General features: G+C 38.8%; 21 protein-coding genes, 4 tRNA genes and 1 other RNA gene. 13 read left to right on the top strand and 13 right to left on the bottom strand.

Going from position 1 to position 23,205, the window contains the following annotated elements; genetic code table 11:
• Positions 1 to 23: 23 nt before the first annotated feature.
• From uca to ykgO, 5 genes are all read left to right on the top strand, one after another.
• The gene (gene uca, locus DS885_RS13505) at positions 24 to 3,629 is read left to right on the top strand and encodes an urea carboxylase (RefSeq protein ID WP_113819947.1); all 3,606 of its coding nucleotides are present in this window, start codon (positions 24 to 26) and stop codon (positions 3,627 to 3,629) included.
• Positions 3,629 to 5,455: an allophanate hydrolase gene (gene atzF, locus DS885_RS13500; protein ID WP_258546913.1), complete on the top strand. Its 1,827-nt coding sequence runs from the start codon at positions 3,629 to 3,631 to the stop codon at positions 5,453 to 5,455. The genes uca and atzF overlap by 1 nt, the downstream gene beginning before the upstream one ends.
• A gap of 128 nt (positions 5,456 to 5,583) precedes the next feature.
• Positions 5,584 to 5,742: a YHYH domain-containing protein gene (locus tag DS885_RS17860; protein WP_309472398.1), complete on the top strand. Its 159-nt coding sequence runs from the start codon at positions 5,584 to 5,586 to the stop codon at positions 5,740 to 5,742.
• 266 nt (positions 5,743 to 6,008) lie between these two features.
• Positions 6,009 to 6,257 (top strand): type B 50S ribosomal protein L31, encoded by a 249-nt coding sequence (locus DS885_RS13490; RefSeq protein ID WP_113819945.1) that lies wholly within the window; start codon positions 6,009 to 6,011, stop codon positions 6,255 to 6,257.
• 8 nt (positions 6,258 to 6,265) lie between these two features.
• Positions 6,266 to 6,391 (top strand): type B 50S ribosomal protein L36, encoded by a 126-nt coding sequence (ykgO, locus tag DS885_RS13485; protein ID WP_113819944.1) that lies wholly within the window; start codon positions 6,266 to 6,268, stop codon positions 6,389 to 6,391.
• Positions 6,392 to 6,442: 51 nt separating this feature from the next.
• On the opposite strand, the gene DS885_RS13480 is transcribed toward ykgO, so the two are convergent.
• Entirely contained in the window at positions 6,443 to 7,618 is a 1,176-nt protein-coding gene (locus DS885_RS13480; RefSeq protein ID WP_258546912.1) for an MFS transporter, read from the bottom strand.
• Positions 7,619 to 7,739: 121 nt separating this feature from the next.
• Here DS885_RS13480 and DS885_RS13475 point away from each other — a divergent pair, with 121 nt between their 5' ends.
• The gene (locus DS885_RS13475; protein ID WP_113819943.1) at positions 7,740 to 8,651 is read left to right on the top strand and encodes a LysR family transcriptional regulator; all 912 of its coding nucleotides are present in this window, start codon (positions 7,740 to 7,742) and stop codon (positions 8,649 to 8,651) included.
• Positions 8,652 to 8,703: 52 nt separating this feature from the next.
• Here the strand turns inward: DS885_RS13475 and DS885_RS13470 are convergent, their stop codons facing one another.
• Together DS885_RS13470 and DS885_RS13465 are read right to left on the bottom strand one after the other, a co-directional pair.
• Positions 8,704 to 8,994, bottom strand: coding sequence for a DUF2218 domain-containing protein (locus DS885_RS13470; protein ID WP_113819942.1), 291 nt, complete (start codon positions 8,992 to 8,994; stop codon positions 8,704 to 8,706).
• A gap of 159 nt (positions 8,995 to 9,153) precedes the next feature.
• Positions 9,154 to 11,142, bottom strand: coding sequence for a TonB-dependent siderophore receptor (locus DS885_RS13465; protein WP_113819941.1), 1,989 nt, complete (start codon positions 11,140 to 11,142; stop codon positions 9,154 to 9,156).
• Between the two features lie 122 nt (positions 11,143 to 11,264).
• On the opposite strand from DS885_RS13465, the gene DS885_RS13460 reads away from it, so the two are divergent.
• Entirely contained in the window at positions 11,265 to 12,278 is a 1,014-nt protein-coding gene (locus DS885_RS13460; RefSeq protein ID WP_181817765.1) for a helix-turn-helix transcriptional regulator, read from the top strand.
• A 17-nt stretch (positions 12,279 to 12,295) separates the two neighbouring features.
• On the opposite strand, the gene DS885_RS13455 is transcribed toward DS885_RS13460, so the two are convergent.
• The 8 genes from DS885_RS13455 to DS885_RS13420 all read right to left on the bottom strand — a co-directional run bounded on the left by DS885_RS13455 (position 12,296) and on the right by DS885_RS13420 (position 17,106).
• Positions 12,296 to 13,051 (bottom strand): iron ABC transporter ATP-binding protein, encoded by a 756-nt coding sequence (locus DS885_RS13455; protein WP_113819939.1) that lies wholly within the window; start codon positions 13,049 to 13,051, stop codon positions 12,296 to 12,298.
• Positions 13,052 to 13,075: 24 nt separating this feature from the next.
• Positions 13,076 to 14,026, bottom strand: coding sequence for an iron chelate uptake ABC transporter family permease subunit (locus DS885_RS13450; protein ID WP_113819938.1), 951 nt, complete (start codon positions 14,024 to 14,026; stop codon positions 13,076 to 13,078).
• Positions 14,016 to 14,954, bottom strand: a complete 939-nt coding sequence (locus DS885_RS13445; protein ID WP_113819937.1) for an ABC transporter permease — start codon at positions 14,952 to 14,954, stop codon at positions 14,016 to 14,018. Before DS885_RS13445 ends, DS885_RS13450 begins: the two co-directional genes overlap by 11 nt.
• A 54-nt stretch (positions 14,955 to 15,008) precedes the next feature.
• Positions 15,009 to 15,905: a siderophore ABC transporter substrate-binding protein gene (locus DS885_RS13440; protein ID WP_113819936.1), complete on the bottom strand. Its 897-nt coding sequence runs from the start codon at positions 15,903 to 15,905 to the stop codon at positions 15,009 to 15,011.
• A 698-nt stretch (positions 15,906 to 16,603) separates the two neighbouring features.
• A tRNA-Met gene (locus DS885_RS13435) sits at positions 16,604 to 16,680 on the bottom strand.
• Between the two features lie 35 nt (positions 16,681 to 16,715).
• Positions 16,716 to 16,792 (bottom strand) — tRNA-Met (locus DS885_RS13430).
• Positions 16,793 to 16,910: 118 nt separating this feature from the next.
• Positions 16,911 to 16,987: transfer RNA gene (locus tag DS885_RS13425), tRNA-Met, on the bottom strand.
• Between the two features lie 42 nt (positions 16,988 to 17,029).
• Positions 17,030 to 17,106 (bottom strand) — tRNA-Met (locus tag DS885_RS13420).
• Positions 17,107 to 17,461: 355 nt separating this feature from the next.
• Here DS885_RS13420 and DS885_RS13415 point away from each other — a divergent pair.
• From DS885_RS13415 to DS885_RS13405, 3 genes are all read left to right on the top strand, one after another.
• Positions 17,462 to 17,869 carry a hypothetical protein gene (locus DS885_RS13415; protein ID WP_147232360.1) on the top strand — a complete coding sequence of 136 codons (408 nt, stop codon included), beginning with the start codon at positions 17,462 to 17,464 and terminating at the stop codon, positions 17,867 to 17,869.
• A 228-nt stretch (positions 17,870 to 18,097) separates the two neighbouring features.
• Entirely contained in the window at positions 18,098 to 18,994 is an 897-nt protein-coding gene (locus tag DS885_RS13410; RefSeq protein ID WP_113819934.1) for a glucosaminidase domain-containing protein, read from the top strand.
• Positions 18,995 to 19,221: 227 nt separating this feature from the next.
• Positions 19,222 to 20,481, top strand: a complete 1,260-nt coding sequence (locus DS885_RS13405) for an outer membrane protein transport protein (protein ID WP_113819933.1) — start codon at positions 19,222 to 19,224, stop codon at positions 20,479 to 20,481.
• Between the two features lie 81 nt (positions 20,482 to 20,562).
• On the opposite strand, the gene DS885_RS13400 is transcribed toward DS885_RS13405, so the two are convergent.
• Positions 20,563 to 20,862 (bottom strand): RnfH family protein, encoded by a 300-nt coding sequence (locus tag DS885_RS13400; protein ID WP_113819932.1) that lies wholly within the window; start codon positions 20,860 to 20,862, stop codon positions 20,563 to 20,565.
• Positions 20,863 to 20,883: 21 nt separating this feature from the next.
• Positions 20,884 to 21,321 (bottom strand): type II toxin-antitoxin system RatA family toxin, encoded by a 438-nt coding sequence (locus tag DS885_RS13395; RefSeq protein WP_113819931.1) that lies wholly within the window; start codon positions 21,319 to 21,321, stop codon positions 20,884 to 20,886.
• Between the two features lie 139 nt (positions 21,322 to 21,460).
• On the opposite strand from DS885_RS13395, the gene smpB reads away from it, so the two are divergent.
• From smpB to DS885_RS13380, 3 genes are all read left to right on the top strand, one after another.
• Positions 21,461 to 21,946: an SsrA-binding protein SmpB gene (smpB, locus tag DS885_RS13390; protein WP_113819930.1), complete on the top strand. Its 486-nt coding sequence runs from the start codon at positions 21,461 to 21,463 to the stop codon at positions 21,944 to 21,946.
• Positions 21,947 to 22,040: 94 nt separating this feature from the next.
• Positions 22,041 to 22,395: a transfer-messenger RNA gene (ssrA, locus tag DS885_RS13385) on the top strand.
• A gap of 110 nt (positions 22,396 to 22,505) precedes the next feature.
• Complete coding sequence (locus DS885_RS13380; RefSeq protein ID WP_113819929.1) at positions 22,506 to 23,183, top strand: pseudouridine synthase; 678 nt, start codon at positions 22,506 to 22,508, stop codon at positions 23,181 to 23,183.
• Positions 23,184 to 23,205 lie beyond the last annotated feature (22 nt).

Genomic DNA, 23,205 nt, shown 5'->3' with positions numbered 1-23,205 from the left:
CCGACCTGTACAAGGTCACTATTATGTTTACTAAAGTATTAATTGCCAATCGTGGTGCTATCGCTTGCCGTATTATTAGAACACTGTCTGCCATGGGCATCGAAAGTGTATCAATCTACAGCCAAGCTGATGCTGATAGCCTTCATGTTTCACAAGCTGACCATGCGTTCTCTCTAGGAGAGGGTAATGCTAAGCAAACTTATCTTGATATGGATAAAGTGATCAACATTGCTAAGCAATGTGGTGCACAAGCTATTCATCCTGGATATGGATTTTTAAGTGAAAATGTAGATTTTGTTGCTGCCTGTGAAGCGAATGGGTTAGTGTTCTTAGGCCCAACTGCTGAACAGATGTTGCAGTTTGGTTTAAAACACCGAGCACGTGAGTTAGCAGAGCAAGCACAGGTTCCATTATTGCCAGGTAGTGATTTATTAAACAGTGTAGAAGATGCGTTACAACGCGCTGATGTGATTGGTTACCCAGTGATGTTAAAAAGTACTGCTGGTGGCGGTGGTATCGGTATGCAGCGCTGTAATAGCGCAGAAGAATTGAGCCAAGCTTACGATTCAGTAAAAAGGTTAAGTGAAAATAACTTCAGTAATAGTGCATTATTTTTAGAAAAATTTATTGTGCAAGCTCGTCATATTGAAGTACAAATATTTGGTGATGGTCAAGGTGGCGCTATTGCCCTAGGAGAACGAGATTGTTCTGCACAACGCCGTAACCAAAAAGTGATCGAAGAAAGTCCAGCCCCAAATTTAAGTGATGAATTACGCGCAGAGTTACATCAAACTGCAACAAGACTCGCGGCGATGGTGAATTACCGCAGTGCAGGTACAGTGGAATTTGTATTCGACCAACAAGCACAACAATTTTACTTCTTAGAAGTTAATACGCGTTTACAAGTTGAGCACGGTGTCACAGAGATGGTATATGGCGTTGATATCGTGAATTGGATGGTCAGTTTAGCGGCTAATACTATGCAGCCTTTAGCTTATTTTAGCCCAAAATTAGTGGCTAATGGCCATGCGATTCAGGTGCGTTTATATGCAGAAGATGCTAATAAAGACTTCCAACCAAGCGCGGGGTTAATTAGTCATGTTAAATGGGCAACTGAAGTCGAACAAGGTCAGTTGCGTATCGACCATTGGTTAGAAAGTGGTGTAGAGGTATCGCCTTTCTTTGACCCTATGTTAGCAAAAATCATCTGTCACAGTGATAGCCGTTCACAGGCGTTAATGGGATTAAAGCAAGCCTTATCCGAAAGCCATGTTTACGGTATTGAAAGTAATAAAGATTATCTATTACAACTACTTAATAACGATGTCGTTGAGGCAGGCGAGTTGTTAACACAAACCTTAAACCAGTTTACCTATTTACCCACTTCTATTGATGTCTTAGCTGGGGGAACCCAAACGACCATTCAAGATTACCCTGGACGTAAAGGTTACTGGGATGTCGGTGTACCACCATCAGGACCAATGGACAGCCTGAGCTTTTGCTTAGGTAATACGTTGTTAGGTAATAACAAAAGTGATGCGGGTTTAGAGATCACAGTCAGTGGCCCTACACTTCGCTTCAATAGTGCGACTCGCTTTATTTTAACGGGTGCAAATATTCAAGCTGAGTTAGACCAAGACAGTATAAAAATTGGTGAGATTATTACCGTTAAAGCTGGGCAAACACTGACTCTTGGTAATATTCAAGGTGCAGGTGCACGCAGTTATTTATCAGTACAAGGTGGTATTCAATGTCCTGATTACCTAGGCAGTAAATCAACCTTTACCCTAGGCCAATTTGGTGGTCATGCTGGTCGTGCATTGCGTACTGGTGATGTGTTACACATTGAAGAATTATCACAAAATATAATTAAAAATCATGAACTAAATACTCAATTACCCAACATTAGCGATGATTGGACGATCCGTGTTATTTACGGTCCACATGGTGCGCCTGATTTTTTCCAACCAGAAGATATCGATGCATTTTTTGAGGCAACTTGGAAAGTACACTTTAATTCAAGCCGTACAGGGGTCCGTTTAATGGGGCCTAAACCAAAATGGGCGCGTAATGATGGTGGCGAAGCAGGGTTACATCCTTCGAATATCCACGATAACGCCTATGCAGTGGGTACCATTGATTTTACGGGCGATATGCCAGTGATTTTAGGCCCAGATGGTCCAAGCCTAGGTGGTTTTGTTTGTCCGGTCACCATTATTAAAGCAGATTTATGGAAAGTAGGTCAGCTTAAGGCGGGTGCAACTATTCGCTTCCAAGCTGTTTCTATAGAAGATGCCCAACAGTTTGAACTGGCACAGTTAGCAGCCATCGAGCAAGGTCAGTATCTACCTCAAACGCTACCTAGTGTGTTACCAGAAAGTGCGATTATAAAACAGCTAGATAAAACGGCATTAAATGAGCAAGTGGTATTTCGTGCGAGTGGCGAAGACTATCTGTTAGTGGAATATGGTCAACAGGTATTAGATGTGGCATTACGCTTCCGTGTTCATGCATTAATGCTGCAATTACAAAGTTTGAATTTATCGGGCATGCAAGAGTTAACACCTGGTATTCGCTCCCTACAAATACATTATGATAATTTACAATTACCACTTAATCAGCTACTCGACATCGTTGTGAAGGCTGAACAGAGTTTAGGTGATGATAGCCAACTGTCAGTGCCATCCCGTATCGTTAATATTCCTCTTTCTTGGGATGATTACGCAACGCGTTTAGCCATAAAAAAATATGACGAATTAGTCCGTAAAGATGCGCCATGGTGCCCTGATAATATCGAGTTTATTAGACGTATTAATGGTCTTGATTCAGTAGAGCAAGTGAAAGAGATTGTTTTTAACGCGAGTTACCTTGTAATGGGGTTAGGTGATGTGTATTTAGGGGCACCAGTGGCAACACCGTTAGATCCGCGTCATCGTTTAGTGACGACAAAATACAACCCTGCAAGAACCTGGACGCCAGAAAATGCAGTGGGTATCGGTGGTGCTTATCTATGTGTTTATGGCATGGAAGGCCCTGGCGGTTATCAGTTTGTAGGGCGAACATTACAAATGTGGAATCGTTACCGTCAAACAGAAGAGTTTAAAAAACCGTGGTTATTACGCTTTTTCGACCAAATACGTTTTTACCCTGTGAGTAGCGAAGAGTTAACACAGATCCGTAAAGACTTCCCTCGTGGTGATTATCCATTAAAAATCGAAGAGACAACCTTTAGTCTTGCAGAGTATCAAGCGCAATTAAGTGAAGACCAAGCATCGATTGTGACCTTCAAAGAAAAGCAACAACAAGCGTTTGAAGCAGAGCGCCAACGTTGGCAAGAAACAGGTCAGGCTAATTTTGTCGCTAAAGAGATGACGCAAATTGAAACAGATATCGCTAGTCTAACTGAGCAACAGCGCGGTGTGGATAGTCATGTTGCCGGCAATATTTGGCAAGTACTGGTTAAGCCTGGGGAAACCGTAAAAGCAGGGCAAACCTTATTAATTTTAGAAGCAATGAAAATGGAAATAGAAGTGGTTGCACCTGCCGATGGCAAGGTAGCGAGTATTGTGCAAAAAGAGGGCGCACAGGTACATGCAGGGCAACGCTTAATGATTTTGGAGAAACTATAATGGATAAGTTAATGCAACAACAAAATATGAATATAGAGGTGTTAAAAGCGGCTTACCGTAGTGGTGAGCTAGACGTTAAAACGTTCTTAAAAGCTAAGTTAGCACAAGCCAAAAGTGATAGTAGTCATGTTTGGATCAGCACCATTTCTGAGCAACAGCTCGATCAGATGTTAACGGACCTTGAGTCTAAATCTATCGATGAGCTTCCTTTGTACGGTGTACCCTTTGCCGCTAAAGATAATATTGATTTTGCTATGTTACCCACTACTGCAGGCTGTGAGGCCTACTCATTTCAACCAACTGAGTCGTCCAGTGTTGTAAAGCTATTGATTGACGCTGGGGCGATTCCATTAGGTAAAACGAACCTTGACCAATTTGCAACGGGCTTAGTAGGAGTACGAAGCCCTTGGGGGGCGGTAAATAATAGCTTTGATCCTGAGTATGTTTCTGGTGGTTCAAGTTCTGGTAGCGCAGTGGCAGTTGCAACAGGACAAGTTAGTTTCTCTTTAGGCACTGATACAGCGGGATCTGGTCGTGTACCTGCGGCGTTAAATAACATTGTTGGGATGAAAGCAACAAAAGGATTAATCAGTTGTACTGGCGTAGTGCCTGCGTGTAAAAGCTTAGATTGTGTCACTATTTTTGCTAATAGCACTAGTGAAGTAAACCTCGTATTAGATATCGCAGCAGAGTTAGATACCGATGATTGTTACTCACGTGATAACCTACTCACCAACAGTGCTGCGCATTATGATACAAACAAGTCACTGTCAGGGTTAAAAGTCGGTTTACCGGAAGCATCTCAGCTAAGCTTTTTTGGTGACCATGACGCTCAGGCATTATTTGAAAACAGTGTAGAGCGCTTAAAAGCCGCTGGTGCAGAGATTATTACGATTAACTTCCAACCGTTTTTAGATGCTGCAAGACTCTTGTATGAAGGCCCTTGGGTAGCAGAGCGATATGCCGCTATTGAAGCATTTTTCAAAGCCGATCCAACCCAGTGTTTACCAGTAATACAAACTATTGTGGGTGGTGCAACGGCACATTCAGCTGTAGATACTTTCAAGGCAATGTATCGTTTACAAGCTTTTAAAGTACAGTGTGATGCCATTTTAGCGGAATTAGATTGTGTCTTAACGCCGACAGCAGGCACGGCATACCGCATTAAAGAGGTTGAAGCTGATCCGATTCAACTTAATTCAAATCTCGGTTATTACACCAACTTTATGAACCTATTAGATTATGCCGCAATTGCGTTGCCTGCAGGTTTTTTATCTTCTGGTTTACCCTTTGGTATTACGCTATTTGGCCCTGCTTTTAGTGATCGTTTATTATTAAGTGTTGGTGCACAATGGCAATCATCAACAGATTTCACATTAGGTGCTTCACAACATAAGTTAATTAAGCAAGTAACAACAACTAGTGAAGAAGTAGCACCTGGTTTGGTTGATATTGCTGTTTGTGGTGCGCACTTATCTGGTTTTCCGCTTAATCATCAATTAACCGAACGTGGTGGATATCTGGTAAAAAGCACTAAAACGTCAGCAGATTATCGTTTTTATGCGTTAGCGGGCGGTCCCCCATTTCGTCCCGGTTTAATCAGAGTCGCAGAACAAGGTGCAGCCATTGACATTGAAGTATGGCGTTTACCAGAAAACACTCTGGGTAGCTTTTTAGTGGGTATCCCAGAGCCATTAGGGCTCGGCAAAGTAGAACTTGATGATGGTAGTTGGGTGACCAGTTTTATCTGTGAAGGTTATGCTATTGAATCAGCGAAAGACATTACTGAGTTTGGTGGTTGGAGAGCGTATATGGAAGTAAAGTAAAATATAAGTACTCCTATTATAATCACAACATTTAATAATAGAGTTATAATCATGTTCATTATTTTTCAATTAGTTTATATTATTTTGACGTTTGGTGTTAATATCTCATTAACCTAATAAATTTAGGTATGAAATTTATTATATATATGGAAGTTAAAATGAAAAAAGTAATATTTGTTGTATTTATAACATTTAGTTTTATAGGTGGAGTTTTGGCTCACTCTGGCGGCACTGATTCAGCTGGATGTCATAGAAACAGTAAAACAGGTAATTACCATTGCCATTAGATTCATAATAAATATGAGATGAAGGTAGCTAATTTATAAGCTATTTTCACCTTATTTACTATTTATATAAATAATAACTCCCCACTCTTAAACCAGTTTAAACTTATTAGAATAAGCTTACTATCATAAGTTTATTCTCCAATATACCTAGTTAGTAAAGCCTTAAAACAAGTTAATGATAACTATTATCAAAAATATCTTGCATAAACTCCCCGTTTTTAATAAATCGTTATGTTATAACATTTTATTTTAATTAGAGGTTTATTATGAAAGCGAGTATTCACCCTAAATATCAAAAAGTAGCTTTTCACGACACATCGGTTGATAAGTATTTTATTGTTGGCTCAACGTTACAGCCTACTAAAACGGTTGAGATAGATGGGGAAACTTATCCTTATTATGCGATTGAGGTGTCAAGTGAATCGCATCCTTATTACACAGGTAAACAGACGGTTGTTACTCAGGATGGTCGTGTCGCTATGTTTAATCATCGCTTTGGTAAGTTAAAGTCTTAGGAGGTGATATGAAAGTATTAAGTTCATTAAAAAGTGCTAAAACACGTCACCCTGATTGTCAAATAGTGAGAAGAAAGGGCAAGTCTTACGTTATTTGTAAAACTAACCCGCGCTTTAAAGCAAGACAGGGCTAGTTGGTCAGCATTAAACGAAATCGATGCATTAAGATGCATCGATTTTAATGATTAGGTTCTTTTGGCTAATGCGTTAAAACATCCACTAGCAACTAAAAAGAGTATACTCACCGCAATGACCCCAGGCCATTGATATAATGCAAAGGCTTTTAATCCAACCATAGAGCCTATTGCACCGCCTAAGTAATAACCGAGCATATAGATACCATTAATACGGCTTTGCGCAGTGGGATCAATACTAAATACACGCACTTGGTTTGCGACTTGAGCACTAAAAATACCGAAATCGATCAGGATAATACCGACAACTAAAGCGATAAGATTTCCTGCAAATAAACCTGTAATCACAAAACCTAATGCAATCAATACTAAAGCAAGCATTACTACATTTTTAGATCCTAGTTTATTGACCCATCTTCCTGCTAATTTTGCTCCAATCACACCAGCTAGTGCAATAACACCAAATAAACCAGCTTGTTGTGCATTGTAATTAAAAGGAGCATCGCTGACATAGATGGCCAATGTAGCCCATAATACGTTAAATGAAGCAAACCAACATGCACCTGAGAAAGTATATTTCTGCAGTGATTTGTGTTTTACAAATAAGCTTAAAGTACTGTTAATTAATGCCCAATAACCTAATTGACTGTGTGGTTTATTCGATGGTAAAAAAGTAAATAACAACACGCCAAATATTGCGGATATACCTGCTGACATAATGAACACGGCACGCCAACCAAATTGCTCACCTACATAACCACTCAAGGTTCTTGATAATAATATACCTAAGGTTAATCCCATCATTAATGTACTTAAGGTCGCTCCTTTATTTGCCGGAGACACCATTGACGCAGCAAACGGGATTAATTGTTGGGTGATATTCGCGCTGACACCAATTAAAAAAACCGCAATTAATAATAGAGGAAAATTAGGGGAAGCAATTGCTAGTAAACAAGCAGCTACGAGTAAGCATGATAAAAAACCAATTAAACGACGTCTAGGCAGTGCGTCTCCGAGGGGGGAGATAAATAATAATGCAAAGGCGTAACCAAATTGAGTTAATGCTGGAATGTTGCCTAATTGGCCACTCGTCAGTTTAAATTCCTGTGCAAGTAAAGGCAAAATAGGTTGGTTATAATACAGATTGGCTGCTGTTGCTGCTATCGCAGTAGTCATTAATAGTAGGGTAAACCGACTTAAGGAGTGAGGGGGATTATGTGTGGGCATGTTCGCTCTTTGATTATTAAATATAAACAGAGAATAAAGTGAAATTGTTAATAACAAAAATGTTAATATTTTATAGAATCTATACAATTTTTGTATATGGAGGGGCACTAAGGAGCGAAATATGGATATTAAATCTTTAAAAAGTTTTGTTGTGGTCGCTAAACATAAAAGTTTTTCTGAAGCTGCGCGGGAATTGCATACGGTACAACCTGCAATTAGTCGTCATATTTCTGCTTTGGAGGCGGAGTTAGCGGTAACATTATTTCATCGTACTTCAAGAGAAGTGAGTATTACTGAAGCGGGCAAACAGCTGCTGGTGGACGCCAATGCTATTTTGGCGATGACAGAGCAAGCTAAAACACAGGTCAAACGTGCAGAAAATGGCGAAATAGGGACATTACGAATTGCTCACTTAAGCTCCGCTTGTTTAACTTTTATGGCTAAATTAGTTCGTCAATATAAGCATCAATATCCGCAGGTACATGTGGTGTTATTGGAAATGACTGCAACGGAGCAAATTGATGCATTACAATCAGGGCAGATCGAAATTGCGTTTTCTCGCCCTTTACCGAGTACTATTGCCGCTGACTTTACAGATCATGTGATTTATAGTGATCAACTGGTGGCGATTGTGAATCAAGATCATGCCCTTGCAAATCAAGGGCAACTGGATTTATCGCAATTAAAGCACGACCCCTTTATTATTTTTAATCGTGATGAAGCATTAGGGTTGTTTGACGAAACGATCACGCAATGTAAACAAGCTGGTTTTTCTCCTAATATTGTCAGTCAGCCCCGGCATATGCAAACCTTAGTGACAGAAGTTGCTGCAGGCTTAGGTGTCGCCATTGCCCCTTATTGCATTCGAAAGTTGTATAGCGAAGGGTGTCATTTTATTAAATTGAATAAGGTAAACACTGAGATTAATGTGCAATTACAGCATGCGTGTAATAACAAGAGTGCTATTGTTAAAGCATTTACAGACATTACGCTAGCGTTTAAAGATGAAATAGCATTAAGTATGGCGAATTGATGTGGGGAGGAGTGCTTCTTCACAGGGATGAAGAAGCACTTGATGTGGTGAATTATGTGTTTGACCAAACCATACTGATGGTTTCTCTTCGTGACAGCATGGTGACATGCTGCTCTAAAATGCGTTGTATTGTAGACAGTTTGTCTTGTGAATCAGCACTGCAATATAGGGCTAATGCATTAGCCTCTTTTAAATAGGTTAATTTACACTCTCCCATTGCGAAATTAACTTTTCCTGCTTGCTGATCCCACTCTGCGGGAACCTTACGTGAGAAATGTTTGCAAAGCGTCTGTAAATAACGTCCTGCATGTTCTGACTTTATTAATGTTTTACTATTGTGCATGTCACTTTGTCCATAATAATACCAATCTCAGTCATTAAGGGCCGGCGTACTTGCTATAACAAGTTACTTTTAACGATCTAAAAGTGAGGGGGCTTATTGAGTATAATTGGTATAAAAAAGAGAGCCTAAGGCTCTCTTTTAGTTGATATTTAAAGAATATTAAAATTGATAAGCCGCTGATAATTTAAAATTACGGCCTGGTTCATAATCATCTAGTGTGTAACCTCGTGCAGAGCCAGTTCTTGATGCGTGAGAGGTGTATAACTCGTCTGTCACGTTATCTATACCAAAGGTTAATTGTAGCCCTTCAATGCTTGATGGAGTCCATTGAGCATAAAGATCATGTGTGTTGTAAGCTTCTTTAACCGCACTATCATCTTCAACGTTATCCTCTTCTAAGACAAAGTTTGATGTCCAACCCACTAATAAATCAATCGATGATAATTCATAATCTAAGGATAATGAGATACTGTCTCCAATATCCATACTACGGCCATTGGCATCTAATAAAGGGCCACCAGTCGTTGTATTGTCTGAATCTGAGCGAGAGTAAGATACCTTAGTGAAGAACGCGTCATAACCATAGCTTGTACTTAACTCAAAACCTTTGATTTCAGCGTCACCAATATTCTCGATTAAGTACGAACCATCATCTTGATAAGTTTCTGTAATGTAATCATCAATATTCGTTTGGAAGACAGTCGCACTCGCACTTACTGAATGTTCACCAAAGAACTCCGAGTAGCGTATGCCCACTTCACTGTTTAAACCAGTTTCTGCTTTAATATCATCATCTAAATAAGCAACGTCTTGGTACTGAATAAAGGTTTCAAGTAACTCTGGGCCCTTAAACAAGCTACGCGCACTCGCAAATAAACTAACAGAGTCAGTCACATCCCAATCAACACCTAAGCCCCAAGTAACATCATCAAATGTTTTGTCACTGGTTTCAGCATCACGACGGAAATTATCGTAACGAAGGCCGGCTGTCACAGAGAAGTCATCGGTGAAGTAAAAGCGATCTTCAATGAAAATATCGCTAGAAATGGCATTTTCATCCATGTAATCAGTATCACCATAAGTACTGCTACTGTTTTGGTGAACAAAATCGATACCATAGCTGAATTGGTTATCGAAATTAGCGATCACTAGGTTAGATTCAAACAGGGCGTTAGCACCGATATTTTGGTTTTCAGCGGTATTCACTGAAACACGGTTGGTTGGCCATACGCCTTCCATAACTGTCTCATCACGCGTAATTTCAGTGGTACTAATGTAAACACTGGTTTTGCCGCTGTGTTTGTTGCCTTTTAGCTGGTAAGAAGCGGTGAATGTGTCGCGGTCGTAATCCGTAGGAATGAGTAAATCGCCACTTAACCCTACATTGGCATCACCAGACATATCTGGACGAGGATTGTAGTCACCGCTATCTCGATACATATCATAACTTAGTTCAAATCGATGTTTAGCAGAAGGTTCATAACCTACTTTAAATAAAATATTTGATACTTTACCCGCGGAACCATAAGTTTCAGTGCCATCGCCGTCTTCGAAGTTATCGCGGTCTACGATATTACCGTAGATCATCGCGTCCACTTTATCGCTTAACATACCGTAAACGGTTAACGATCCTTGTTGATTATCATTGGTTGCATAACCACCATAAATACGCGCACCAACACGTTCTCCATTTCGCAGTAAATCTTTACCATCTTTAGTTTCGAATAGCACTGTGCCGCCTAAACCTGATTGCGTCACAGAGTTATTACCTACCTCGATATCCACTGATTTAAGGATATCTGGGTTTAACGTCAGGTTACCAATATGATGGAACATATTTGCATGCTGTGATGCACCATCTAATCGAATATCTAAGTCACTTTCGCCTAAACTACGTACATTAATACGTTGTGTTAATGAGTGTGTTCCACCCACATCAACACCTGGAATATCACGAAGTAGATCCGACATATGGTCTGCTTGCTTTAATGAAATATCTTGGTCACCTAGGTTCTCTGAACTACTTGATACGCTAGTTCCCCATACCACTATTTCATCCATCACTTGTGAATCATCTGCAATAACTTGGGTACTAAGCCCCAATAACACAGCAACACACACTTTATTTCTAACTGCCTTGAATTCCATTTACTTCCCTTAAATTATAATTAGTAATGATATTTATTCGCGTTTATAATAAGAGAGTTGATGGAGACAGAACAGCTTAATCTATTATGCAAAATAACCATTATGTTATGAGGAAGGTGCACATGGAAGAGATGAATAAATATACCCTAAAAGGGTGTGGGACACGTTGTTTAGAGCAACATGACCTGCAAACTGTTATTTCTGAAAACTATTCTCGTCATATATCATCATCACAAAAAGCACCACCTATCGCTTTATCGGAAGGGAAATTTATCTCCCATCAAGTACAAAATAGTTTTACCATTCAGGGGGGAAGGACACATGAATTAATCGATTTTCAAGTGTTATCAACAGCCCAAAAGTCGGTAATGATGGTCATTTTGTTGGAGGGTAAATTAGATTTTGGTTATGACTCGCTTAATTTCACATTAGATGCCGATGCTGCCTATAATGCGGTGTTGGTTAATTTGAATAAACCAGCCAGTTTCCATCGTCAATTGTATACGGATAATTATGTCACAAAACTTAATATCGCTTTACCCATTGATTGGTTGGAAAGCCGCTGTGATAACAATGACCCTTTCCGTGTCTTTCTTTCAGAGCACCTTGCCCATTTTAAACTCAGGTTAGACGCGTCAGTATTAGCATTAAGTCAGGAACTGATTAACTTAAGCTCTCCAGTTAATTTTATGCAAAGAATGCAAGTTGAATCGTTAACGTTGCAGCTGTTTATGGCTATCTTTAAGCAGTTCAAGAGTACTGATATTGTTGGATTACATGCGTCAGAAACGCCAAAGGTTGCTCAGTTAGAGAACCGTTTTGATCATCGCCTAGACCCTTTAATGGTCTATATTGAAGCACATCTCAATGATCCTATTTCAATACAAACCTTGTCACAAGTATCCGCGATGAGTGCTTCTAGTTTACAGCGAAAATTTAAAAGCACATTAGGGTGTAGTGTTAATACTTATATTCGTCGTCGCCGTTTGGATATAGCAAAACAGCAGCTAGCGAGAGGTGCGGTATCAATAACAGAAGCGGCTTATAATGCGGGTTATCGTCACCCTTCAAACTTTACTAATGCCTTTAAAAAACAATTTGGTTTTTCACCGACTCAGTCATTGAAAAATAGCTAAACATTAATCGCTAGAGATCAATAATACACACAGACATGTTGATTATCTAAAGTAACCACTTTAAAAGGCGTATCATAAACACTTTCTAAAACGGAGGCTTGAATAACTTGGTCGACATTTCCTGCAATAGCAATTTCACCATTTTTCATGGCGATAATATTATCTGAATAGCAGGAAGCAAAGTTAATATCATGGATGACAATCACCACTGCTTTGTTCATTTCATGCGCTAAACGACGAATGTTTTTCATAATTTGCAGTGAATGTTTGATATCTAGATTATTGAGTGGTTCGTCCAGTAATACGTAATCTGTATCCTGCGCCATTACCATCGCAATAAAAGCTAATTGTTTTTGCCCGCCACTTAAATTATCAAGATACTTATCTTGAATCGCGACTAAGTCTAAATATTCAATGGCATGTTGTATCACCTGATGATCGGTGTCTGTTAATTTACCTTGTGAATGGGGGAAGCGTCCAAATGCGATGAGCTCCTTAACAGTAAAGCGCATGTTTAAATTATTCGATTGTTTTAATACAGCTAACCTTTTAGCTAAAGTGTTAGTTGCCCATTTTTCTAGTTCAGTACCATCCACATAGACATTACCCGAATCTTTATTAAGTAAACGGCTCATGATTGATAGTAAAGTACTTTTTCCTGCCCCATTCGGACCAATAATGGAGGTGACTTTGCCTTTTTCAAAGGCAACATTGATATTGCTCGCAACCAATTTACCTGCATATTGTTTGTTAATATTTTCTACTTTTATCATCTGTCTACTTACCTATTACTATGTTTAGACAATTTGGTTCTTAAGCAGCATTCTTAAGAAATACAGCCCGCCAATAAAATTAATCACCACACTTAACGTGGTTTGCAACGCAAAGACATGCTCAACAATGACTTGACCACTGAGTAATGCCAACATGGAGATTAAACTACAGCCTATAAAGAGTGTTTTATGTTGGTAGGTATTGAACCATTCTCGAGTCAAATTAGTCACTAAAAGTCCTAAAAATAAGACCGGGCCAACTAATGCAGTGGAAACAGCAATTAATAAAGCACTGAGTAATAAAATACGTTTAGTGACGATTGGCACATCTACACCTAAGCTGGTGGCATTGTCATTTTCTAGCCATAACACATTGAGCACATTAGCATGTTTAAAGAGTGCGATTGCAGCTAACAGAATGATTGGTATGCAAAGGTAAATTAATGGCTTCGAGACCTTGCCAAAACTAGCAAACATATTGGCTTGTACTGCAGCATATTCATTAGGATCTAACATCATCACTAACATATTAGCCATATTAAAAAGCAACTGGCTAAGTACCACTCCGACCAACAACAACACAATGATATTGCGTCTTCCAGAACCAAAGTAAAAGTGGAAGAGTAGGGTAGAGAAGCCGACCATAATAAACGCTGAAATAGAGAAGTTAATATAAGGGTTAAGCGCGACAACACTTAAGCTACCAGCGACAAACACAATGCTAACTTGTATTAATAAATATAAAGCATCAAAGCCCATGATACTGGGGGTTAAAATCCGATTATGGGTGATGGTTTGAAATGCAAAAGAAGATAAGGCAATAGCGACACTGGCTAAGATCATCGCAAGTACTTTTGGGGTACGTTTAGACAAAAAGTACTGATAATTATCCATTGTTAGCCCATGGCCCAGTAAAAATACTGCAAACCCTATAATCAATATTAATAGCAGAAATAATTTAGATTTATCTGTCATTGGCTTCTCTCTTTAACAATAAAATAATAAAGACTAAGCCACCAATAATGCTGATAAACATAGATACAGGTAATTCGTAAGGGAAAATAATAATTCGGCTGATTAAATCACAAACCAGCACTACACATGCGCCTAATAAAGCGGTGTTGGGTAAATTTTTCTTTAAATTATCACCTTGATAATAACTAATAATATTAGGCACGATTAAGCCTAAGAAAGGTAACTCACCGACAATCATTACCACAGTGGCGGCCATTATTGAGACCAAAATGACGCCTATTGTGACAATTTGTCCATATTTTAAGCCTAAGTTGGTGGCAAAGCTTTTACCAATCCCTACGGCAGAAATTTGGTTGGCGTACAAATAGGTGATAATAGCGCAAGGTACCGCGATATAAAGCAACTCGAAGTCACCTTGTAAAATATTAGAAAAGTTAGCTAGGCTCCAGTTCGACAGGTTTTGTAAGGCATCAAACTTATAAGCAATGAAGGTCACCACTGACTCGATAATATTACCGAATATTATTCCGATTAACGGGACAAAAATGGCATTTTTAAATTGAATTGATTGTATTAATTTAACAAAAGCTAAGGTACCAATAATAGCGGTTAAGAAGATCAGCCATAATGCTTCACCATCACCAAATATTAATAGACTTAACATATAGCCGAGCATGGCACACTCTATGGTGCCTGAGGTAGAAGGCGCTGCAAATTTATTTTGACTAATTTGCTGCATTACTAAGCCTGCGATACTTAAGCCTGCTCCTGCCAGTAAAATAGCTAATAACCGAGGAAGGCGACTAGTAATAAGCAAATCCCAGGCGGCAGGATCGAGAGTGATCAAAGAGATAATAGACAGCTGGCTCACACCCACAAACAGCGAGCCTAGACTGAGTAAGCATAGCGAAAGAAATAACCACTTCACAGTATTGTTCCGATAATAAATTGCCCATCCATTTGATGGGCTAAAAGAAGAGGATTAGTGAGACATATCAGTAATCATTTGCTGCGTCGCTGTTACACCGCCTATGGTGAGGTACCAGGCATTAATATCTAAAAATATCATGCGTTTGTTTTGATAGGCAGGCGTTGCTTTAATTAAGTCATTTTCGAATTGTTGACGAATTTCACTTTTACCCTTATTGACTAGTACATCTCTATCAAGCACAAATAAATTAGTCGGTTGTGCATCACGAATGAATTCATAGGACACTAAATCCCCATGACGACTATTTTTAATATTTTTAATGGTATCTTGGTATCCAAATTCATTATAGATAGCTGAAAATCGAGATTTTTCACCAAAGGCTGAGATATTACCACCAGAACTCATGATCGTTAATGCGTCAACTTTATGTTGTTCATTATGTGATTTAATGGCATTAATTTGCGCATCAAGTCGTGTAATGGTTTGTTCTACTTTTGTGGAAATATCAAAGAGCTTACCAATATTTCTCCATTGCGTTTGAGTGCTTTCCCAGTAGGTTTTTTTTCCATCTAATACATAAAGTAATGTAGGGGCAATTTCAGATAGCTCTTGGTAAGACTGGGCACTGCGTGGCCCAACAATAATTAAATCGGGTTTAAGGTTATAAATCGCTTCGAAGTCCGGTTCAAATAATGCACCTGAGGACGCGATGTCATCCTGATCATATTGTGCTAAGTAAGGGGGAAACGTCGTTCCTTTTGTCACTGCAATTGGTTTGATACCAAAATAATCTAGCGTATCTAAAGGCCCGATACCAATGACGACAACACGTTGAGGTATATGATCCACTGTTGTTGTTCCTAAACTGTGTTTCACCGAAACGGTTCCCGCGATTGCACTTAAACTCGCTACACACAAAAGTAGTAATAATGTTTTTTTGATATTCATAACACCTTCAAATTGATAGTAATGATAATTATTATTAGTATAATTTTTTTTAGAGTGTGGGTGCAAGTGGAGTTGTTGTTATATTACAAATATTAAAGCGGATAATGCGTAGTTGAGAACATTACAGATCATTATAAAAGTATTATCAAATAGATAGTGGTTAAGAGAGGGGGACTGAACCTAAAGCTTCGGCATTGTTTATAGAGAGCTGAGCTACTAGCTGATGGATCTTAAATTGGATTTTAAATTTATTAAATCAAAATATATAGATAATTAATTATTTGGGAGTTCTTAAAGAAAGGGGGATAAATAAGAAGTGGTTGCGAGAGCTGGGTGTTAATCTACGAACTTCGCCATTGTTCATAGAGAGTTGAGTCCGATGGGCTACCAAGCTGCTATATCTATGAAATTTACGAATTTATAACGAAATATAATTTTTCATAAGTTATAGGTTTTTGGTTTTTGATGATTGTAAAAGGTATTCAAATAGGAAAGAGTGTTAATCTAGAAGTGGTTGCGAGAGCAGGATTTTAATCTACGACTTTCGCCATTGTTTTTAGAGAGTTGAGTCCGACGGGCTACCAAGCTGCTATATCTATGAAATTTACGAGTTTATAACGAAATATAATTTTTCATAAGTTATAGGTTTTTGATTATTGTAAAGGGTATTCAAATAGAAAAGGGTGTTAATCTAGAAGTGGTTGCGAGAGCAGGATTTGAACCTACGACCTTCGGGTTATGAGCCCGACGAGCTACCAAGCTGCTCCATCTCGCGTCCGATATTGATGTTTCATTTTACAACTGAAAAGTTGGTTGCGAGAGCAGGATTTGAACCTACGACCTTCGGGTTATGAGCCCGACGAGCTACCAAGCTGCTCCATCTCGCGTCCGTCATTGTTTTACTTCGTTAAATATTGGTTGCGATAGCAGGGTTTAAATCTGCGACCTTCGCCATTGTTTATAAAGAGTTGAGCCCGATGGGCTTTTCTTTCTTTAAACAAAAGTTGGTTGCGAGAGCAGGATTTGAACCTACGACCTTCGGGTTATGAGCCCGACGAGCTACCAAGCTGCTCCATCTCGCGTCCGATATTTATACTTAAACGCAATTAACTTTTATAAAAAGTTGGTTGCGAGAGCAGGATTTGAACCTACGACCTTCGGGTTATGAGCCCGACGAGCTACCAAGCTGCTCCATCTCGCGTCCGTTTAAGTGCGGCGAATGATATAGAGATCACATTATATTGCAAGCGTTATTTAAATAAATTAAGCAATTCAGGTGCCAATTGCTTAAAGAGTGCTCACCTTGTTGTTTTTTGATCGTTTAATCATCACATGTAAACGCAGTTACATAACTCGGTTATTAACCATTAATCTGTGAAGTAAGAAGTGCGCTAACTAATTTAATGTTTAATTGAAGAACAAAAGTGCCATTTATTCGTTCTGAGTTTTATTTGTATGATTTTCAAACATCAAAGTATGGCTATCACACTATCTTATGAAGTTCGGAGTATTTATCTATTATTAGCGTATTATACTGTTATTTATAGTGATGGTTAATGATGGGGTATATCCCTGCGTTATCTACTTATTTATTCATTTTTTATATAGAGGTCAATATGGATAGTAATGGTTCTAAACCTGGTGATTCAGTATTACGTGAGTTAACGGGCTTTATGCCTAAAGCATTCGTGATTATTATTGCGGTTGCTTATATGTCAGTTTTAACATTACCTCCTGTTATACAAGCACTAGGGTTACCAGCTTTACCTGTGGTGTTGGGAATTATGCTTATTCAATATTGTCTGCTTTTTTATGTAGGTAAAATTCATGGTGATGGCGTTTTAAAAACCATGAGAAGTAATGGCTTTATTGGTTGGTTAATGTGGTTGGCACTAATATGTATGCTGATGTTACCAGTGGTTCACTTATTAACACTTGTTGGTGTTATCAATAGTGGCGCATAATGCTGTTTTTATAAAAAGTTGAGCTAGGTAACATCTTAAATTTATTTGTTACCTGGTTTGTTTTCAAGTAATCTCCGCCCTTTAATTAATAGACACATTGTATTAATTCACTTCATTATTTCGTCTACCTCAAATATTACACTCGCCTACTCATTTAGATTGACGACTTGATCGTTTCTATATGCTGTTGCGTATTGAGTTAGCGTACTTATTTTGGAAACGTTAATTATGAAAAAATTACTGACGCTCATATTAGTGACATTGTTTTTTATTTCTGCTTGCTCAGAGAAAACATCACCAGCAGATAAACTGATGTCTAATCCTGAAGAAGTGAAAATCACTTCGTTATCGGACTTAGATGAAGTGTTTACACAGTTTCATTATACGCAAGCAGATTGGGAAAACGGCAATAAAGAAGTACCCAGGTTAACCTTTGAGAAAGTAAACCCTAAGTGGCAAGAAATCTCTGACAATATGCCTGTTAAAAACAAGAAAATGATATTTTTACGCCTAATGTTACCTTTAGTGCTGGTCTCAAATGAGCGTATTTTACAAGAGCGTGAAGTCGTTAAGTCTGCCAAATTGAATTCAGCAGAATTGATTGCGATTGCTGTGAAATATAAAGCGGTAGATGAAGGCGCGAGTAGTTTAACGGAACAACAGAAACAAGATCTGTTATCACGCGTTAATACTATTCCTCCATCGTTAGCGTTAGCACAAGCTGCAGAGGAAAGTGCTTGGGGTACCTCGCGTTTTGCACTTGAAGGTAATGCCTTTTTTGGGCAGTGGGATTTTAGTGGTAATGGCATTAAGCCAAAACAGCAGCGTAAAGAGTTAGGTAATTATGGTATTGCACGTTTTGATAGCCCATTAGCTTCAGTAGAAGGGTACATGTTAAATATTAACTCTACCTCTGCTTATCAATCATTACGTGATTTAAGAGCAAAAGAGGTTGCTGCGGGTAATACCTATTCAGGGACTTTATTGGCAGGCACATTAATTAAATATTCTGAACGGGGTCAAGCTTATATTGATGGCTTACGTTCCTTAATCAGTTATAACAAATTGGGGTTAACTGATGATACCTATTTGTCGAATAATAAATTAGTACACCTAGTTTATTAATCGCTTGATCGCCACTCATACCATATTAATAAGTGTAATGTATTGATTTGGTAGGGGTAGAGTAATGATAAAACCCCAACTTAACTCAATTATTTAACAATTATTATCACTAGCATTTGCATTTGATCACGATTTTTAGGGCTTTCTTAATTTAGCCGTGTTATTTCAATTAAGCTTAGCGGCAAGTTTAGGCGTGATGATCAGTTTATAACAGCAAGGAAGAAAATATGAGCAGCAGGACTAACTGCAACCAACTTTTTAAAAAAACATTATTAATGGGATGTTTATCTGCCACTGCAATACAAGTAAATGCCGCTGGTTTTCAGTTAAATACACAATCAGCAACTGGATTAGGACGTGCTTTTTCTGGTGATGCCGTGATTGCTGATAATGCATCTGCGATGGCGCGAAATGCGGCTGCGATGGCATTGTTCGATAGAACCGCTTTATCACTGGGTGTTAACGTTTTAGAAACAGATATTAGTGTGGAAGATGGCACTTACTCTAGTGACCTTACAGGTTATAGTGGCAGTTCAAATTATAGCGATGCAGGTGGATTATCATTTATCCCTAATATTCATGCTATTTTTCCTTTAAATGAAAAATTTGCTGTAGGTGTTAATTTATATACCAACTTCGGCACGAGAACCGATTTTGATGACTCATTTACTGCAAGTGAATATGGCGGTTATACCGACGTCGAAAGTATTAATTTAGGCTTTGCCATCTCCTACCGTATTAATAATCAGTGGAGTGTCGGATCCGGTTTGGATGTGATTTACGGGATAGGCAAGTTAGAAAGAGATTTGAATGTTTATTCACCAGCTGATGGTAGTACGTTAGCAACAAGTGAAGTGTTAGATGCTGATGTAAACGGCTTTGGTTTAGGGTTTAATGTGGGTGTTGTCTATGAGCTTAACGAGAATAATCGTTTTGGTTTATCTTATCGCTACAGCCCAGACTTAAAAGTAAAAGGTGAAGTGACTTATAATGGTTCAACCACTGAAGATGATACTTTAACCTTAGGTCTACCTGATATGGCTGAGTTTTCTGGTTATCACCGTATCAAAGATACAAAATACGCAGTCCATTATAGTGTTCAATGGATTGGCTGGTCTTCATTCGATACCTTAGAGTCAGATGCTTACGGTACTATCAGTAATTATCAATGGAAAGATGCGATGCACTTTGCCATTGGTGGCACTTATTACTTAAATGAAACTTGGACTTTACGTACTGGTTATTTATATGACCAAAGCGCGCAAGATGAAGTGACTTCTATTTCTGTGCCTGATTCCGATAGACAATGGTTTTCAGCAGGGGTGACTTATCATTTATCTGAAGATACAAATGTTGATCTTGGTGGAACTTACTTATTAGGTAAAACCGTTGATGTGGTTGAAGAAATCGATGGTGTATCGTCAGTGACAGGCACAACGCAAGCGAATGCTATCTTAATTGCTTTACAATATAGTCATCAGTTTTAGGTTTTGCCAATAAAAAGCACTTGCTTAAACGTCATGTAACTGTTGACGTTCAGTTAAGTGCTTTTTAATCTATGTATTTCGCTAGCTTTTATTCGATTTTAGCGCTCTTTCTGCACGTAATTTACGCATCTCTTTCGGATCAGCAATCAGCGGGCGGTATATTTCAATACGATCACCTTGCTTGACAGTGCTGTCTAGCTTATCTGGTTTACTAAAAATACCTACTACTGCTTCACTAGGCAAAATTTCCGGGAAGTGTTTAACAATGCCTGATAACTTAATAGCCTGTTCAATAGTGGTACCAGTAGGCACTTTTAAAGATAATAATACTTGCTTATGTGGCAATCCATAAACGACTTCGATATCGATTAACTCATTCATTGAAATACTCTACCTTAATACTTAACGGTTTCCGTAAACGGTTTTTGCTCTGTTAGAAAATGATTTAACCATAGAGCCAACTAATTCATGAAATACACGCCCAAAGGCAAGCTCTATAATAGAACTACTGAATTCAAATTGTAAATCTAAACTAACTTTACAAGCTTGATCGTCTAAAGCAGTGAAAGTCCAACCACCTGTTAGATGCTTAAAGGGGCCTTCTACCAAGTTCATGCTGATAGATTTACCAGGAATAAGTTGATTTTCCGTGATAAAGGTTTGCCCAATCCCCGCCTTAGAGACTTTAATTGATGCCTTCATTAAGTTTGTTTCATCTACTAACACTTCGGTGGCACTACAACCAGGTAAAAACTCAGGATAAGCATTCACATCATTCACTAATTGATACATTTCTTGTGCGCTATACATCAACAGTGCGCTTCGTGATACTTGAGCCATGTTTTACCTCGTTTAAAAATTAGCATCTTACACGATGCACAGCTTGAACTGAAAAAAAATAGCATAAAATGCTTGTAAATGAGTGACTTTTCAACAAATCAAATAGCCATTTAAAAAAACAAACTTTATAATGCAGTCTATGGCTAAAAAAAATTCAAAATCAAAAAATAACGATAATACGATTGCACGCAATAAACGTGCTTCCCATGAGTATCACTTAGAGGAACGTTTTGAAGCGGGACTTGAGCTACAAGGTTGGGAAGTTAAAACGTTACGTGCAGGTAAAGCAAATATTGCTGATAGCTACATCTTCTTAAAAAATGGAGAAGCTTGGTTACTTAACGCAACATTTCCACCACTGATTGCAGCATCATCTCATGTTGTTTGCGATCCTTTACGTTACCGTAAATTGCTACTTAAGCGTCGAGAGCTTGATAACTTAGTGGGTAAAGTAGAGCGTCAGGGTTATTCAATTATCCCTATTTCGCTGTACTGGAAAAAAGCCTGGGTTAAAATCTCCTTTGCATTAGCAAAAGGTAAACAGGATCACGATAAGCGTAATGATGTTAAAGATCGTGAGTGGAAAGTACAAAAAGAGCGCATGATGAAGCATGACGCTCGATAAATGAGCAACTGGCACGCTATTTGTTAGATAATACTATCTTGATGCAAATAGCTTTGTTAGACTCAACATGTTGGTAATTTATTACTAACCATCTGGGGATGATTTAGGACTCGACGAGATTCATGAAACCCAAGGTGCATGCCGAGGTGACGGCTGGCCTCGTAAAAAGCCGTCAAAGTTATAGTTGCAAACGACGATAACTACGCTCTAGCAGCTTAGGCTAGCTAGCCTTCCACCCACGTTTCTCCTATGGGCAGGGATTCGGAAGGTCATTTACATTTGGATAGCGAGGGAACCTTGTTCGAGGGTGAACCGCGAAATAGTATCGAACTCGCTCTTTGCAATCCTGTCTGTCGGAGTGTCGAGAGTTAACCTAAAGATAGACTAAGCATGTAGTACCGAGGACGTAGGCTTTTCGGACGGGGGTTCGACTCCCCCCATCTCCACCACCTACTGAAAAAGGCTGATTTCCTAACGGATTTCAGCCTTTTTTGTATCTAATCCTTTTTAATAAGGTGCTGCCTAATAATCAAATCTATGAGAAGTAGAGAGCGTTGCTATGCAAGACTTTATATATAACCCGCCCACAGAGCCGTGGTTAGATACAATTTATAAAGACAAAGATATGATTGTGTTTAACAAACCAGCGGGAATTTTATCAGTACCGGGGCGTGATATTGAACGTCATGACAGTATGTATAGCCGTTTATTAGAGAAACACCCGAATAGTCATACTGTGCATAGATTAGATCTTGCGACTTCAGGCGTGATTATTTTTGCATTGAGAAAAGATGCAGAGCGTGCCTTAAAAATGCAGTTTCAAGAGCGAGAGACCAAGAAGATTTATTATGCGCGTGTGTTTGGACATATTAAAGATAAGCAGGGCTGCATTGATGTGCCGCTTGGTAAAGATATTGATAATCCGCCGCGCCATCGCGTTGATCATCAAGCAGGAAAACAGTGTAAAACTTTTTATGAGGTGATTAGCTACGCTGAGCAAAGTACCTTAGTTAAACTGATGCCGGTTACAGGGCGTACACATCAACTGCGTTTACATATGATGGCAATAGGTCATCCTATATTAGGTGATGATTTTTATGCCGATCCCGATGCGTTAAATTTATCTCCACGTTTGTTATTACATGCCAGTGAAATAACGATTCAACATCCTTACAGTAAAAAAATGGTTAAATTTAGTACTGAAGTGCCTTTTATTGATCCGGTTAATGGTCAGTAATTGGTATAATACCAATCATAGT

This window comes from Psychromonas sp. B3M02, from assembly GCF_003318165.1.
Classification (GTDB): Bacteria; Pseudomonadota; Gammaproteobacteria; order Enterobacterales; family Psychromonadaceae; genus Psychromonas.
The sequence above is the reverse complement of the archived record's forward strand: the minus strand, read 5'-3'. Positions and strand labels throughout refer to the sequence as shown.